Origin of the sequence: Burkholderia sp. AU17457, from assembly GCF_002223255.1 — a bacterium.
Lineage (GTDB): Bacteria > Pseudomonadota > Gammaproteobacteria > Burkholderiales > Burkholderiaceae > Burkholderia > Burkholderia sola.
Window position 1 is genome coordinate 805,100 of the sequence record NZ_NKFB01000003.1, and the last position, 15,362, is coordinate 820,461.

At 66.3% G+C, this 15,362-nt stretch carries 12 protein-coding genes; 11 read left to right on the top strand and 1 reads right to left on the bottom strand.

All coding sequences use genetic code 11. The features are described from left to right. The first annotated feature begins 146 nt into the window (after positions 1–146). From CFB49_RS06275 to CFB49_RS06305, 6 genes are all read left to right on the top strand, one after another. On the top strand, positions 147–1,364 hold the full coding sequence (locus CFB49_RS06275; protein ID WP_089490911.1) for an MFS transporter: 1,218 nt from the start codon (positions 147–149) through the stop codon (positions 1,362–1,364). A 365-nt stretch (positions 1,365–1,729) separates the two neighbouring features. Further along, positions 1,730–2,875, top strand: a complete 1,146-nt coding sequence (gene carA, locus CFB49_RS06285) for a glutamine-hydrolyzing carbamoyl-phosphate synthase small subunit (protein ID WP_069617106.1) — start codon at positions 1,730–1,732, stop codon at positions 2,873–2,875. A 37-nt stretch (positions 2,876–2,912) separates the two neighbouring features. After that, positions 2,913–3,572 carry a leucine efflux protein LeuE gene (gene leuE / locus CFB49_RS06290; RefSeq protein WP_069617107.1) on the top strand — a complete coding sequence of 220 codons (660 nt, stop codon included), beginning with the start codon at positions 2,913–2,915 and terminating at the stop codon, positions 3,570–3,572. A 49-nt stretch (positions 3,573–3,621) separates the two neighbouring features. Further along, entirely contained in the window at positions 3,622–6,876 is a 3,255-nt protein-coding gene (gene carB, locus CFB49_RS06295; protein ID WP_089490912.1) for a carbamoyl-phosphate synthase large subunit, read from the top strand. A gap of 118 nt (positions 6,877–6,994) precedes the next feature. After that, positions 6,995–7,471, top strand: coding sequence for a transcription elongation factor GreA (greA, locus tag CFB49_RS06300; protein WP_006476345.1), 477 nt, complete (start codon positions 6,995–6,997; stop codon positions 7,469–7,471). Positions 7,472–7,485: 14 nt separating this feature from the next. Further along, the gene (locus CFB49_RS06305; protein WP_069617109.1) at positions 7,486–7,944 is read left to right on the top strand and encodes a DUF4149 domain-containing protein; all 459 of its coding nucleotides are present in this window, start codon (positions 7,486–7,488) and stop codon (positions 7,942–7,944) included. 69 nt (positions 7,945–8,013) lie between these two features. Here CFB49_RS06305 and CFB49_RS06310 read toward each other — a convergent pair whose 3' ends face one another. Continuing rightward, complete coding sequence (locus CFB49_RS06310) at positions 8,014–8,538, bottom strand: YhbY family RNA-binding protein (protein WP_069617110.1); 525 nt, start codon at positions 8,536–8,538, stop codon at positions 8,014–8,016. 193 nt (positions 8,539–8,731) lie between these two features. Between CFB49_RS06310 and CFB49_RS06315 the strand changes: the two genes are divergently transcribed. From CFB49_RS06315 to pstS, 5 genes are all read left to right on the top strand, one after another. Further along, positions 8,732–9,394, top strand: a complete 663-nt coding sequence (locus CFB49_RS06315) for an RlmE family RNA methyltransferase (protein ID WP_034206952.1) — start codon at positions 8,732–8,734, stop codon at positions 9,392–9,394. A gap of 166 nt (positions 9,395–9,560) precedes the next feature. Then, positions 9,561–11,456, top strand: coding sequence for an ATP-dependent zinc metalloprotease FtsH (ftsH, locus tag CFB49_RS06320; protein WP_050015209.1), 1,896 nt, complete (start codon positions 9,561–9,563; stop codon positions 11,454–11,456). A gap of 76 nt (positions 11,457–11,532) precedes the next feature. Continuing rightward, positions 11,533–12,426 (top strand): dihydropteroate synthase, encoded by an 894-nt coding sequence (gene folP, locus CFB49_RS06325; RefSeq protein WP_441299840.1) that lies wholly within the window; start codon positions 11,533–11,535, stop codon positions 12,424–12,426. 39 nt (positions 12,427–12,465) lie between these two features. After that, entirely contained in the window at positions 12,466–13,821 is a 1,356-nt protein-coding gene (glmM, locus tag CFB49_RS06330) for a phosphoglucosamine mutase (RefSeq protein WP_069617112.1), read from the top strand. Positions 13,822–14,250: 429 nt separating this feature from the next. Further along, positions 14,251–15,285 (top strand): phosphate ABC transporter substrate-binding protein PstS, encoded by a 1,035-nt coding sequence (gene pstS / locus CFB49_RS06340; RefSeq protein ID WP_069617113.1) that lies wholly within the window; start codon positions 14,251–14,253, stop codon positions 15,283–15,285. The last annotated feature ends 77 nt before the right edge of the window (positions 15,286–15,362 follow it).

Here is a 15,362-nt window from a genome sequence, read left to right on the forward strand (position 1 = left end):
GCGCGGCGTAGCGGCCAGTGAGGCCCGCGCGATTGCGCTATCATCCGACGAATTCGGCGAAACGCCGTCACCTCGGTGACGGCGTTTTCGTTTGTGCGCGGCGCATCGGCGCTGCGTCGCGCGTCTTCATCGAATAAGGGGAAGCGATGTCGTCGGTGCAGGTGAGGGTGCTCGCGCTGTTTTCGGTCGGATATTTCGTGTCGTACGTGTTTCGCGGCGTCAATCTGGGCTTCGCGCCGTTCGTCACGCACGAGCTCGGGCTGTCGGCCGCCGATCTCGGCCTGCTCACCAGCCTCTATTTCCTCGGCTTCGCGGGCGCGCAGATTCCGGCCGGCGTGATGCTCGACCACTTCGGCCCGCGCCGCGTGACGGCCGGCATGCTGCTGTTCGCGGCGGCCGGCGCGGCCGTATTCGGCGCGGCGCACGGCATCGGCGCGATGATGGTCGGCCGGCTGCTGATCGGCGTCGGCGTGTCGGTGTGTCTCGGCGCGGCGTTCAAGGCGCTCGCGCAGCATTTCCCGGTCGGCCGGCTGCCGCTCGTCAACGGCCTCGTGATGGCCGTGGGCGGCCTCGGCGGCGTGATGGTCGGTTCGCCGCTGACCTGGCTGCTCGGCTGGGCGAGCTGGCGCGCGATCTGTTTCGGCCTTGCGGTGCTGACGGTGATCGTCGCGGCGTCGATCGGCTTCGGCGCGCCCGATGTGCAGCAGGCGCGCCACCAGGGCGGGCTCGTCAGTCAGTTCAAGGGCACGTGGCACATCCTGACGAGCCGCGCGTTCTGGAAGATTGCGTCGTTCTCCGTCGTCACGCAGGGGGTGTTCTATGCGATGCAGTCGTTGTGGGTCGGCCCGTATCTGCGCGATGTCGGCGGGTTCGATGCGCGTCATGCCGCGCGCCTCGTGTCGGTGCTCGGCTTCGCGATGATGGCCGGCTGCGTCGGCTTCGGCGCGGCGGCGCGCGTGCTCGAGCGGCGCGGCGTGTCGGTCTACGCCACCTGCGGCATCGGCATGGCGCTGTTCGTCGCGACGCAGCTCGCGATCGTCGCGCGCGTGCCGTTGCCGCCCGCCATGCTGTGGGCCGCCTACGGGATGTTCGGCGGCGTGGGCATCCTGACCTACGCGGTGATGGCCGGACATTTTCCCGCCCAGCTGATCGGCCGCGCGAACACGACGCTCACGCTCGTGATCTTCCTGCTGATCTTTGCGTTCCAGATCGGCGTCGGCGCGGTGCTGTCGCACTGGCAGGCGGTCGACGGCCGTTATCCCGCGGCCGCGCACTTCACCGCGTGGGGCGTGCTGCTCGCGCTGCAGCTCGCGAGCGCGGTCTGGTACGTGTGGCCCGCGCGCGGCGCTGGCCAAGCGCACTGATCCGGCGGTACGCTGGCAGGCGGGGCGGCTGCGGAAACGGGGCCGCAGCACGGTGCGCTGCGCCGCCGAATGCGGCGCACACACGATCGGACGGCCATATCCATTGAAGATAGGCCCATTTTCAGGCTATAATTTGAAAGTTTGTGCTGATCAACCTCGCACCCTAGCGCCTACCTCATTCATCCCGTTCATCCGCCGCACGCCGCCTGCCGGGCGATGCCGCGAAGCCTCGTGCGCCACGCGCCGGGTTCGCGTCTCGACAACGCAGGCCGCGTCCAGCTAGCGACCGCGCGCGCCCACGCAGCGCGGCGCTTGCGCGGCAGGGTAAACAGGTCGGCAGCAGGGTGTTCCCCAAGGAGCCTCCCGTGTTGCCGTCTTTTTCTCCCGCCTTGCTTGCACTCGCCGACGGCACGGTCTTTCGTGGTTATTCGATCGGGGCCGAAGGCCATACGATCGGCGAAGTCGTGTTCAATACCGCGATCACCGGCTATCAGGAAATCCTGACTGATCCGAGCTACTCGCGCCAGATCGTCACGCTCACCTATCCGCATATCGGCAACGTCGGCGTCAACGCCGAAGACGTCGAAGCCACGAAAGTCCATGCCGCCGGCCTGATCATCCGCGATCTGCCGACGCTCGCGTCGAACTTCCGCATGGACCGCACGCTCGGCGACTACCTGCGCGACGAAGGCGTGGTCGCGATCGCCGGCATCGACACCCGCAAGCTGACCCGCATCCTGCGCGACAAGGGCGCGCAGAGCGGCTGCATCCTGACGGGCTCTGACGACGAAGCGAAGGCGATCGAACTCGCGCGCTCGTTCGAGGGCCTCGCCGGCATGGATCTCGCGAAGGTCGTGTCGACCACGAAGCCGTTCGAGTGGAAGCAGACGGAATGGCGTCTCGAAGGCGGCTACGGCATGCAGGAAGCGCCGAAGTACCGCGTCGTCGCGTACGACTTCGGCGTCAAGTACAACATCCTGCGCATGCTCGCGGAGCGCGGCTGCCACGTGACGGTGCTGCCCGCCCAGGCCAGCGCGGCCGATGCGCTCGCGCTGAATCCGGACGGCGTCTTCCTGTCGAACGGCCCCGGCGATCCGGAGCCGTGCGATTACGCGATCGCGGCTACCAAGGAATTCATCGAGCGCGGCGTGCCGACCTTCGGCATCTGCCTCGGCCACCAGATCATGGGCCTCGCGGTCGGCGCGAAGACGCTGAAGATGAAGACGGGCCACCACGGTGCGAACCATCCGGTGAAGGATCTCGGCGACGGCCGTGTCGTGATCACGTCGCAGAACCACGGCTTCGCGGTCGACGCCGATTCGCTGCCGGCCAACGCGCGCGTGACGCACGTGTCGCTGTTCGACGGCACGCTGCAGGGCTTCGAGCTGACCGACAAGCCGGCGTTCTGCTTCCAGGGCCACCCGGAAGCATCGCCCGGCCCGCACGACATCGGCTACCTGTTCGACCGTTTCACCGCGCTGATGGACGCGGCGAAGCAGCGCACCGCCTAACGTCATCGACGCAACCGAAGAACGGGAGATTCACATCATGTTCGGCCACGCACTCGGCATCACGGATATCTGGACCTACGTGTTCGGCGTGATCTTCATCATCCTGCTGCCGGGGCCGAACTCGATGTACGTGCTGTCGCTCGCCGCGCAGCGCGGCGTGAAGGCCGGCTATCGCGCGGCCTGCGGCGTGTTCGTCGGCGATACCGTGCTGATGGTGCTGTCGGCCGCGGGCGTCGCGTCGCTGCTGAAGGCGAACCCGCTGCTGTTCTCCGTCGTCAAGTACGGCGGCGCCGCATACCTGCTGTACATCGGCACCGGGATGCTGCGCAGCGCGTGGAGCAAGCTGCGCGCGCGCGGCGATGCGCCGGTCGAGGCCCGGCAGGCGGTCGACGGCGAACGTCCGTTCCGGAAAGCGCTGATCGTGAGCCTGCTGAATCCGAAGGCCATCCTGTTCTTCATCTCGTTCTTCATCCAGTTCGTCGACCCGGCATTCCCGCATCCCGCGCTGTCGTTCGTCGTGCTCGGGGCGATCGCGCAATGCGCGAGCGTCCTGTACCTGAGCACGCTGATCTTCGCGGGCGCGCGGCTCGCCGAGCACTTCCGCCGCCGCCGCAAGCTCGCGGCAGGCGCGGCGAGCAGCGTGGGCGGCCTGTTCATCGGTTTCTCGGTGAAGCTGGCGCTCGCGACCATGAGCTGAGCGCCGCCGGCCGACCCACGACAACGATTACTTATTGAATTCACAAGCCATGCCAAAACGCACAGACATCAAGAGCATCCTCATCATCGGCGCCGGCCCGATCATCATCGGCCAGGCGTGCGAGTTCGACTATTCGGGCGCGCAGGCTTGCAAGGCGTTGCGTGAGGAGGGCTACAAGGTCGTTCTCGTCAACAGCAACCCGGCGACGATCATGACCGACCCGAACACGGCCGACGTGACCTACATCGAGCCGATCACGTGGGAAGTCGTCGCGCGCATCATCGAGAAGGAGCGCCCGGACGCGATCCTGCCGACGATGGGCGGCCAGACCGCGCTGAACTGCGCGCTCGACCTGCACCACCACGGCGTGCTCGAGAAGTTCGGCGTCGAGCTGATCGGCGCATCGCCGGAAGCGATCGACAAGGCCGAAGACCGCCAGAAGTTCAAGGAAGCGATGACCAAGATCGGTCTCGGCTCCGCGAAGTCGGGCATCGCGCATTCGATGGAAGAAGCGACCCAGGTGCACGCGCAGATCATGGCGGAGACGGGTGGCAGCGGCTACCCGGTCGTGATCCGTCCGTCGTTCACGCTCGGCGGCTCGGGTGGCGGCATCGCATACAACCGCGAAGAGTTCGAGGAAATCTGCAGGCGCGGTCTCGACCTGTCGCCCACGCGCGAGCTGCTGATCGAAGAGTCGCTGCTCGGCTGGAAGGAGTACGAGATGGAAGTCGTGCGCGACCGCGCCGACAACTGCATCATCGTCTGCTCGATCGAAAACCTCGACCCGATGGGCGTGCACACCGGCGACTCGATCACGGTCGCGCCGGCGCAGACGCTCACCGACAAGGAATACCAGATCCTGCGTAACGCGTCGCTCGCGGTGCTGCGCGAGATCGGCGTCGACACGGGCGGCTCGAACGTGCAGTTCTCGATCAACCCGAAGGACGGCCGCATGGTCGTCATCGAGATGAACCCGCGCGTGTCGCGTTCGTCGGCGCTCGCGTCGAAGGCCACCGGCTTCCCGATCGCGAAGGTTGCCGCGAAGCTGGCCGTCGGCTACACGCTCGACGAGCTGAAGAACGAAATCACCGGCGGCCAGACGCCGGCGTCGTTCGAGCCGACGATCGACTATGTCGTCACGAAGATCCCGCGTTTCGCGTTCGAGAAGTTCCGCGAAGCCGATTCGCGCCTGACCACGCAGATGAAGTCGGTCGGTGAAGTGATGGCGATCGGTCGCACGTTCCAGGAATCGTTCCAGAAGGCGCTGCGCGGCCTCGAAGTCGGTGTCGACGGCCTCGACGAGAAGTCGACCAACCGCGACGAGATCGCGATCGAGATCCACGAGCCGGGCCCGGACCGCATCTGGTACGTCGGCGATGCGTTCCGCATCGGCATGACGGCCGAGGAAATCTTCGCGGAAACCGCGATCGACCCGTGGTTCCTCGAGCAGATCGAGCAGATCATCCTGAAGGAAAAGGCGCTGTCGGGCCGCACGCTCGCGTCGCTGACGTTCGACGAGCTGCGCTACCTGAAGCAGAGCGGCTTCTCCGACCGCCGCCTCGCGAAGCTGCTTGGCGCGACGCCGGAAGACGTCCGCAAGCGTCGCGTCGAGCTGAACGTGCGCCCGGTCTACAAGCGCGTGGACACGTGCGCGGCCGAGTTCGCGACGAAAACGGCGTACATGTACTCGACCTACGAGGAAGAGTGCGAGGCGCAGCCGACCACGAACAAGAAGATCATGGTGCTGGGCGGCGGCCCGAACCGGATCGGCCAGGGCATCGAGTTCGACTACTGCTGCGTGCACGCGGCGCTCGCGATGCGCGAGGACGGCTATGAAACGATCATGGTCAACTGCAACCCGGAGACGGTGTCGACCGACTACGACACGTCCGACCGCCTGTACTTCGAGCCGCTGACGCTCGAAGACGTGCTCGAGATCGTCGACAAGGAAAAGCCGGTCGGCGTGATCGTCCAGTACGGCGGCCAGACGCCGCTGAAGCTCGCGCTCGACCTCGAGGCGCACGGCGTGCCGATCGTCGGCACGTCGCCGGACATGATCGACGCGGCCGAAGACCGCGAACGCTTCCAGAAGCTGCTGCAGGACCTCGGCCTGCGCCAGCCGCCGAACCGCACCGCCCGCGCCGAAGACGAAGCGCTCGCGCTGGCCGACGAAATCGGCTATCCGCTGGTCGTGCGTCCGTCGTACGTGCTCGGCGGCCGCGCGATGGAGATCGTCCACGAGCCGCGCGACCTCGAGCGCTACATGCGCGAGGCCGTGAAGGTGTCGAACGATTCGCCGGTGCTGCTCGACCGCTTCCTGAACGACGCGATCGAGTGCGACGTCGACTGCATCTGCGACGGCGAAGCCGTGTTCATCGGCGGCGTGATGGAGCACATCGAGCAGGCGGGCGTCCACTCGGGCGACTCGGCATGCTCGCTGCCGCCGTACTCGCTGTCGAAGGAGACCGTTGCCGAACTGAAGCGCCAGACGGGCGCGATGGCGAAGGCGCTGAACGTGGTCGGCCTGATGAACGTGCAGTTCGCGATCCAGCAGGTGCCGCAGGCGGACGGTTCGAAGCAGGACATCATCTACGTGCTCGAAGTGAACCCGCGCGCATCGCGCACGGTGCCGTACGTGTCGAAGGCGACCAGCCTGCCGCTCGCGAAGATCGCGGCGCGTGCGATGGTCGGCCAGAAGCTCGCGCAGCAGGGCGTGACGAAGGAAGTCGAGCCGCCGTACTTCAGCGTGAAGGAAGCGGTGTTCCCGTTCGTGAAGTTCCCGACCGTCGATCCGGTCCTCGGGCCGGAAATGCGCTCGACCGGCGAAGTGATGGGCGTCGGCCAGACGTTCGGCGAAGCGCTGTTCAAGTCGCAGCTCGCGGCCGGTTCGCGCCTGCCGGAGTCGGGCACGGTGCTGCTGACCGTGATGGACGCGGACAAGCCGAAGGCCGTCGAAGTCGCGCGCATGCTGCACGATCTCGGCTACCCGATCGTCGCGACCAAGGGCACGGCCGCCGCGATCGAAGCGGCCGGCGTGCCGGTGAAGGTCGTGAACAAGGTGAAGGACGGTCGTCCGCACATCGTCGACATGATCAAGAACGGCGAGATCGCCCTCGTGTTCACGACGGTCGACGAGACGCGCCAGGCGATCGCCGATTCGCGTTCGATCCGCATGAGCGCGCAGGCGCACAAGGTCACGTACTACACGACGATGTCGGGCGCGCGCGCGGCCGTCGAAGGCTTGCGCTACCTGAAGGATCTGGAAGTCTATGATTTACAAGGTCTTCACGCTCGCCTAAACTAAGCAGTCAGTTACCTGTCGAAGCAACACGTGCCGCGATTAGGCGGTGTTTCCAGTGCATCGGAAGCGCGCTTAATCGCGGTGATTTTTTTTATAGCCGTTTTTAGCGATTGAGCCGTTTATGAGCACCATTCCGTTGACAAAGCGTGGCGCGGAGCAACTGCGCGATGAATTGCAGCGCCTCAAGTCCGTCGAGCGGCCGGCCGTGATCAACGCGATCGCGGAGGCCCGCGCACAGGGCGATCTTTCCGAAAACGCCGAATACGACGCCGCGAAGGAAAAACAGGGCTTTATCGAGGGCCGCATCGCGGAACTCGAATCCAAGCTGTCCGCCGCGCAAATCATCGATCCCACGGTGCTCGACGCCGACGGCCGCGTCGTGTTCGCCGCGACGGTCGAACTCGAGGATCTCGAGTCGGGCGACACCGTCAAGTACCAGATCGTCGGCGACGACGAAGCCGATATCGATCACGGCCTGATCTCGGTCAGCTCGCCGATCGCGCGCGCGCTGATCGGCAAGTCCGAAGGCGACGTCGCGGCCGTGCAGGCGCCGAGCGGCGTGCGCGAGTACGAAATCATCTCGGTCAGCTACATCTGAAACGGGGCGACGTGATGCCGCATCGCGTGTTCCGTCTGCTGTCGGCCGTGTGGGTCGGCAGCCTGCTGACGATCGGGTATGCGGTCGCACCCGTCCTGTTCAAGACGCTGGAGCGGATGACGGCCGGTTCGGTCGCCGCCCAGCTGTTCCGCATCGAGGCGATCCTCGGCGTCGTGTGCGGCGTGCTGCTGCTCGCGTTGTCGAATCAGCAGGTGCGGCGCGGCAGCACCGAATATCGCCGCGTGCGCTGGATCGTCGCGGCGATGGTCGTGTGCGTGCTGGTCGGGTATTTTGCGCTGCAGCCGTTCATGAACGCGCTGCGGGTGGCCGCGATGGAGGCGGGCACCGATATCGCGAATTCGCCGTATGCGAGCCGCTTCGGGATGCTGCACGGCGTGTCGAGCGTGTTCTATCTCGTCGAGAGCGTGCTGGGGCTGATGCTGATCTGGCGTCTGCCGGCGCGCGACGCCTGAGCGCCGCGCCGTCGCTCGTTGCGCAACGACGAGGCAGGGCGGCACGGGCATCCGTGCCGCACGGGCGCCTTACTTGTCCTGGAACGGCCGCTTCGTGCTGGCCTGACGCTTTTTCGCGCGCTTCACGGTGCCGCCTGCCGTCACGCGTTCGTTGCCGCGCACCGTGACCTTGACCGGCCTCGGGCGGCGTACGGGGCTCGCGTTCGGCGATACCTTGACGACCTTGACGGTGCGCGGTGCACGGCCTTTCTTGTCGTCGACGGCTTCGGCCGCGCTCGGCAGCGCGCCGGCACGACGGCCGCGGGTCGGGGCCGCTACGGCCTCGGGCCTCCAGATCACCAGCAGCTTGCCGATATGCTGAATGGGGGCCGCGTTCAGGCGGTCGCAGATCTCGTCATAGATTGCGATGCGTTCGTCGCGTTCGTCGCCGAACACGCGGATCTTGATCAACTGGTGCGCGTCGAGGTGCACCTTGATTTCCTTCAGCACGGCGTCGGTCAGCCCTTCGGCGCCGATCAGCACGACGGGCTTGAGCGCATGGGCCTGGGAGCGCAGCGCGGAGCGCTCGGCGGGAGAAAGCGAAAGGGCGGGCATGGAAATGTCGAAATCTAAATAAGGGCGCGCTGACTGAAAAGCGATCGCGGGACGTTACCGCGTCAGCCGTGCGCCGAAACCACGTAAAATCGCGGCTTGGGCCTGAAAAGGGGCCGCAGCCGCGCGAAGAAGACGCGTATTATCCGCTAAAAGCGCGGCTTCACGAAGCAATGGGCAGCAATCTCTCTCTCGAATGGCAAAAAACCGCTTCAACCAGCACTGGCTGCACGACCACATCAACGACCCGTACGTCAAAATGGCGCAGCGGGAGGGCTATCGCGCGCGCGCCGCGTACAAGCTGAAGGAAATCGACGAGCAGGACAAGCTGATCCGTCCGGGCCAGGTGATCGTCGATCTCGGCGCCACGCCGGGCAGCTGGAGCCAGTATGCCCGCAACAAGCTCGCGCAGGGCAAGAAGCGCGACGCGGCGCGCGAAGGCGGCATCGACGGCACGATCGTTGCGCTCGACATCCTGCCGATGGAGCCGATCGCCGACGTCCACTTCCTGCAAGGCGACTTCCGAGAGGACGACGTCCTCCACCAGCTCGAAGAAGTGCTCGAAGGCCGTGCGGTGGACCTTGTTATTTCCGACATGGCCCCCAACCTCTCCGGCGTGGCCTCGGCGGACGCGGCGCGCATCGAGCATCTCTGCGATCTGGCGCTCGAATTCGCGCAGAACCATCTGAAGCCGGACGGTGCGCTGCTCGTGAAGTGCTTTCACGGCAGCGGCTACAGCCAGATCGTCGAGAAGTTCAAACAGCAGTTTAAGGTTGTCGCGCCGCGCAAGCCCAAGGCATCCCGCGACAAATCGTCCGAAACGTTCATTTTGGGTCGGCAGCTGAAGCATCCGCGCTGATGCGGAGCGCGATGCCGCAAACGGGCTCCGGCCCTTGCCGGACAAGCGAAGCGCTATCGCGGCGGTTGTCAATGCTTATGGCAGGGGTGGTCGGACTGGATTAGAATGACCGAGGGGCGCCGCAAGGAAAATGTAGGCGCTCGTCTACGAGTGAAGGAGTGGTGCTTTGAACAACAATATGTTTTCGAAGGCAGCGGTGTGGCTGGTGATCGCACTGGTGCTGTTTACGGTGTTCAAGCAGTTCGACAAGCCCCGCGTCCAGGAAGGCGTGTCCTATTCGCAGTTCATGGACGACGCCAAGAACGGCAAGGTCAAGAACGTCATCGTTCAGGGGCGCAACCTCACCGTCACTCCGGCTGATGGCCAGAAATACCAGATCGTGTCGCCCGGCGACATCTGGATGGTCGGCGATCTGATGAAGTACGGCGTGCAGGTCAGCGGCAAGGCCGACGACGAGCCGAACGCGCTGATGTCCGCGCTGTACTACCTCGGGCCGACGATCCTGATCATCGTGTTCTGGTTCTACATGATGAGGCAGATGCAGGGAGGCGGCAAAGGCGGCGCATTCTCGTTCGGGAAATCGCGTGCGCGACTGATCGACGAGAACAACAACGCGGTGAACTTCTCCGACGTCGCGGGCTGCGACGAAGCGAAGGAAGAAGTGTCCGAGCTCGTCGACTTCCTGCGCGATCCGCAGAAATTCCAGAAACTGGGCGGCCGCATTCCGCGCGGCGTGCTGCTGGTCGGCCCGCCGGGTACCGGCAAGACGCTGCTCGCCCGCGCGATCGCGGGTGAAGCGAAGGTGCCGTTCTTCAGCATCTCGGGTTCGGACTTCGTCGAAATGTTCGTCGGCGTCGGTGCGGCCCGTGTGCGCGACATGTTCGAGCAGGCGAAGAAGCATGCGCCGTGCATCGTGTTCATCGACGAAATCGACGCGGTCGGCCGTCATCGCGGCGCCGGCATGGGCGGCGGCAACGACGAGCGCGAGCAGACGCTGAACCAGATGCTCGTCGAGATGGACGGCTTCGAGGCGAACTCGGGCGTGATCGTGATCGCGGCGACCAACCGTTCCGACGTGCTCGACAAGGCGCTGCTGCGTCCGGGCCGTTTCGACCGCCAGGTCTATGTCGGCCTGCCGGACATCCGCGGCCGCGAGCAGATCATGCGTGTGCACCTGCGCAAGGTGCCGATCGCGAACGACGTCGACGCGGCGGTCATCGCACGCGGTACGCCGGGCTTCTCGGGCGCCGATCTCGCGAACCTCGTGAACGAAGCTGCGCTGTTCGCCGCCCGTCGCGGCAAGCGCATCGTCGAGATGCAGGATTTCGAGGACGCGAAGGACAAGATCTTCATGGGTCCGGAGCGCAAGTCGGCGGTGATCCGCGAGGAAGCGAAGCGCGCCACCGCGTATCACGAGTCGGGCCACGCGGTGATCGCGAAGCTGCTGCCGAAGGCCGACCCCGTGCACAAGGTCACGATCATCCCGCGCGGTCGTGCGCTGGGTGTCACGTGGCAGCTGCCGGAGCATGACAACGAGACGTATTCGAAGGATTACCTGCTGGACCGCCTCGCGATCCTGTTCGGTGGCCGGGTGGCCGAAGAGTTGTTCATGAACCTCGTCAGCACCGGCGCGTCGGACGACTTCAACAAGGCCACGCAGACGGCGCGTGCGATGGTTGCGCGGTTCGGCATGACCGACGCGCTCGGGCCGATGGTGTACGTCGACGACGAGAACGATGCGTCGCCGTTCGGCCGCGGTTTCACGCGCACGATCTCGGAAGCGACGCAGCAGAAGGTCGACTCGGAAATCCGCCGCGTGCTGGACGATCAGTACAACCTCGCGCGTCGCCTGCTCGAGGAGAACCGCGACAAGGTCGAGGCGATGACGGCCGCGCTGATGGAGTGGGAGACGATCGACGCCGATCAGATCAACGACATCATGGAAGGCCGTCCGCCGCGCTCGCCGAAGAGCTCGCCGGCCGTCGGCGGCGATTCGTCGGGCGGCGGCAGCGCCGAGGTCAAGCCCGGCAGCGCGCCGGCGCCGGCTACGCCGGCGGCATAATCTCCGCTTTAGCACCGTTCACGGGCTGGTGTGGCTTCACACCGGCCCGTTTTGCATTCATCCACGCCCGTTGCTCGTGTCCGATTCCGCAGTGTCCCCATTCATTCCCGCGCCGCTCCGGTGCGGCCGCTTCGAACTGACGTTCGAACGCCCGCTCGTGATGGGCATCCTCAACGCCACGCCCGATTCGTTCTCCGACGGCGGCCGCTTCCTCGCGCGCGACGATGCGCTGCGCCAGGCGGAGCGGATGATTGCCGACGGCGTGGACCTCATCGACATCGGCGGCGAATCGACGCGCCCCGGCGCGCCGCCGGTGCCGCTCGACGAGGAACTCGTGCGCGTGATTCCGCTCGTCGAGGCGCTGCGGCCGCTGAACGTGCCGCTGTCGATCGATACCTACAAGCCCGCCGTGATGCGCGCGGCGCTGGCCGCTGGCGCGGACCTGATCAACGACATCTGGGGGTTCCGCCAGCCGGGCGCGATCGACGCGGTGCGCGACGGCAATAGCGGCCTGTGCGCGATGCACATGCTCGGCGAGCCGCAGACGATGCAGGTCGGCGAGCCCGACTACGGCGACGTCGTGACCGACGTGCGCGATTTCCTCGCCGCGCGCGCGCAGGCGCTGCGCGACGCGGGGGTGGCGGCGGAGCGGATCTGCGTCGATCCCGGCTTCGGGTTCGGCAAGGCGGTCGTCGACGACAACTATGCGCTGCTGGCCGCGTTGCCGGACACGGCGCCCGCCCGGCCCGACGGGCGCGCTTACCCGATTCTCGCGGGCATGTCGCGCAAGTCGATGCTCGGCGCGGTGATCGGCGGCAAGCCGCCGATGGAGCGCGTCCCGGCGAGCGTGGCGGCCGCGTTGTGCGCGGTCGAGCGCGGCGCCGCGATCGTGCGCGTGCACGACGTCGCGGCGACGGTCGATGCGCTGAAAGTATGGAATGCCGTGCGCGCAGCCGCGCGGCAACGATAAGCAAGTCAGAAAGACGAAAGACGAAGGAGGAAGGACCCCATGGGACGTCGATATTTCGGCACGGACGGCATTCGCGGCACGGTGGGCGAGGCGCCCATCACGCCGGACTTCGTATTGCGCCTTGGCTATGCGGCCGGCAAGGTGCTGGCCGGCTCGGCCGACGTCGCGGCAGGCTCGCGTCCGACCGTGCTGATCGGCAAGGACACGCGCGTGTCGGGCTACATGCTCGAAGCCGCGCTCGAGGCCGGATTCTCGGCGGCCGGCGTCGACGTGATGCTGGCCGGCCCGATGCCGACGCCCGGCGTCGCGTATCTGACGCGTGCGCTGCGCCTGTCGGCCGGTGTCGTGATCAGCGCGTCGCACAACCCGTATCACGACAACGGGATCAAGTTTTTCTCGGCTGACGGCAACAAGCTGCCCGACGACACCGAGGCCGCGATCGAAGCGTGGCTCGACAAGCCGCTCGAATGCGCGCCGTCGGACGGCCTCGGCAAGGCGCGCCGCCTCGACGACGCGGCCGGCCGCTACATCGAGTTCTGCAAGAGCACGTTCCCGGCCGCGTTCGACCTGCGCGGGCTGAAGCTCGTGATCGATTGCGCGCACGGCGCCGCGTACCAGATCGCGCCGCACGTGTTCCACGAGCTCGGCGCGGACGTCATTCCGATCGGCGTCGCGCCGAACGGCTTCAACATCAACGACGGCGTCGGCGCGACCGCGCCGGACGCGCTGGTGCGCGCGGTGCGGGCGAACCATGCCGATCTCGGCATCGCGCTCGACGGCGACGCCGATCGTCTGCAGGTCGTGGACGCGACCGGCCGCCTGTACAACGGCGACGAGCTGCTCTACGTGCTCGTGAAGGACCGGATCGCGACCGACGGCAAGGTCGAAGGCGCGGTCGGCACGCTGATGACGAACCTCGCCGTCGAAGTCGCGCTGCAACGCGAGGGTGTGAAGTTCGTCCGTGCGGCGGTCGGCGATCGCTACGTGCTCGAGCAGTTGCGCGAGCACGGCTGGCAGCTCGGCGCGGAAGGGTCGGGCCACATCCTGTCGCTCGACCGGCACTCGACCGGCGACGGCATCGTGTCGGCGCTTCTCGTGCTGGCCGCGCTCAAGCGCAGCGGCCGCACGCTCGCGCAGGTGCTCGACGGTGTCACGCTGTTCCCGCAGAAGCTGATCAACGTGCGGATGAAGCCCGGCGCCGACTGGAAGGGCAGCGCGTCGATTCGCGCCGCGATCGACGCCGCCGAAGCCGCGCTTGCCGGCAGCGGCCGCGTGCTGATCCGCGCATCCGGCACGGAGCCCGTGTTGCGCGTGATGGTCGAAGCGCAGCAGGCGGCCGATGCGGTGCGCCATGCGGAGACGATCGCCGACGCGGTGCGCGCGGCGACGGCCTGATCCGTGTCGGCGCGCGGCGGTTCGGCCGCCCGCGCGCCGGCTTCCGACGAATGTGCGGGCGGCGCCCTCGGGCGCCGTCGTTTTGTCGGACGCAAAGGTTTGCGTTACCTAATAGAAGCAAGCTTCGGCAAACGCATCCTTCCAATCGAATCGGCATCCGACCCCGGAATCGGACCTCCGCCCGGACCGGGCTTCCCGTCCGTCCGACGCTGCGCTACGATGCGCCCGCACGCCGCCGAAACCCGGCGTTCATCCTCTCCGTCCGAGCCAGGCAATTCTTGCCGCCGGCGGCGCTCCCGCGCCACCCGATATTCCCTTTCAACCAGTCATGTTACTGTCACGCCAGTTTCATCGATTGTCACATTACCGTCATGAGCAGCCCCTAACCTTCGCGGTGCCGTAGTCATCCGCTCACACACTGGAGGTCTCATGAAATTGATGCAAACCGCGATTGCCGGCCTGGCTGGCGCGCTTTTCGCCGTCGCCGCCCACGCTGCCGACATCACGGGCGCAGGCAGCACGTTCGCGATGCCGATCTATACGAAATGGGCTGCCGACTACCAGCAGTCCGGCGGTTCGAAGGTCAACTACCAGGGCATCGGCTCGTCGGGCGGCCTGAAGCAGATCATCGCGAAGACGGTCGATTTTGCCGGTTCGGACGCTCCGCTGAAGGATGAGGATCTCGCGAAGGAAGGCCTGTTCCAGTTCCCGACGGTGGTCGGCGGCGTGGTGCCGGTCGTCAACGTGCCGGGCGTGAAGGCCGGCGAACTGACGCTGTCGGGCCCGGTGCTCGGCGACATCTACCTCGGCAAGATCAAGAAGTGGAACGACCCGGCGATCGTCGCGCTGAACCCGAAGGTCAAGCTGCCGGATACGGACATCGCCGTGGTCCGCCGCGCCGACGGCTCGGGCACGAGCTTCATCTGGACGAACTACCTGTCGAAGGTCAACGACGAGTGGAAGTCGAAGATCGGCGAAGGCACGACGGTCAACTGGCCGACGGGCACGGGCGGCAAGGGCAACGACGGCGTCGCGGCCTTCGTGCAGCGCCTGCCGGGCGCGATCGGCTACGTCGAGTGGGCGTACGCGAAGAAGAACAACATGACCTACACTGCGCTGAAGAACTCGACGGGCACGGTGGTCGAGCCGAAGACGGAAACGTTCAAGGCCGCAGCGGCAGGCGCGAACTGGTCGAAGTCGTTCTACCAGATCCTGACGAACCAGCCGGGCAAGGAAGCGTGGCCGGTCGTCGGCGCGACGTTCGTGCTGCTGCACGCAAAGCAGGACAAGCCGGAGCAGGGCGCGGAAACGCTGAAGTTCTTCAGCTGGGCGTTCAAGAACGGCGAGAAGGCTGCCGACAGCCTCGACTACATCTCGCTGCCGGCGACGGTCGAGACGGAAATCCGCAAGCAGTGGAAGACGAAGGTGACGGACGCTTCGGGCAAGCCGGTCGCCGCCGAGTAAGCCATCCAGCGGTTCGCTGCCCGGCCGTGCCGGTCGGGCAGTGTGTGCGGTAAAGCCGGGCGTTACGGCGTCCGGCG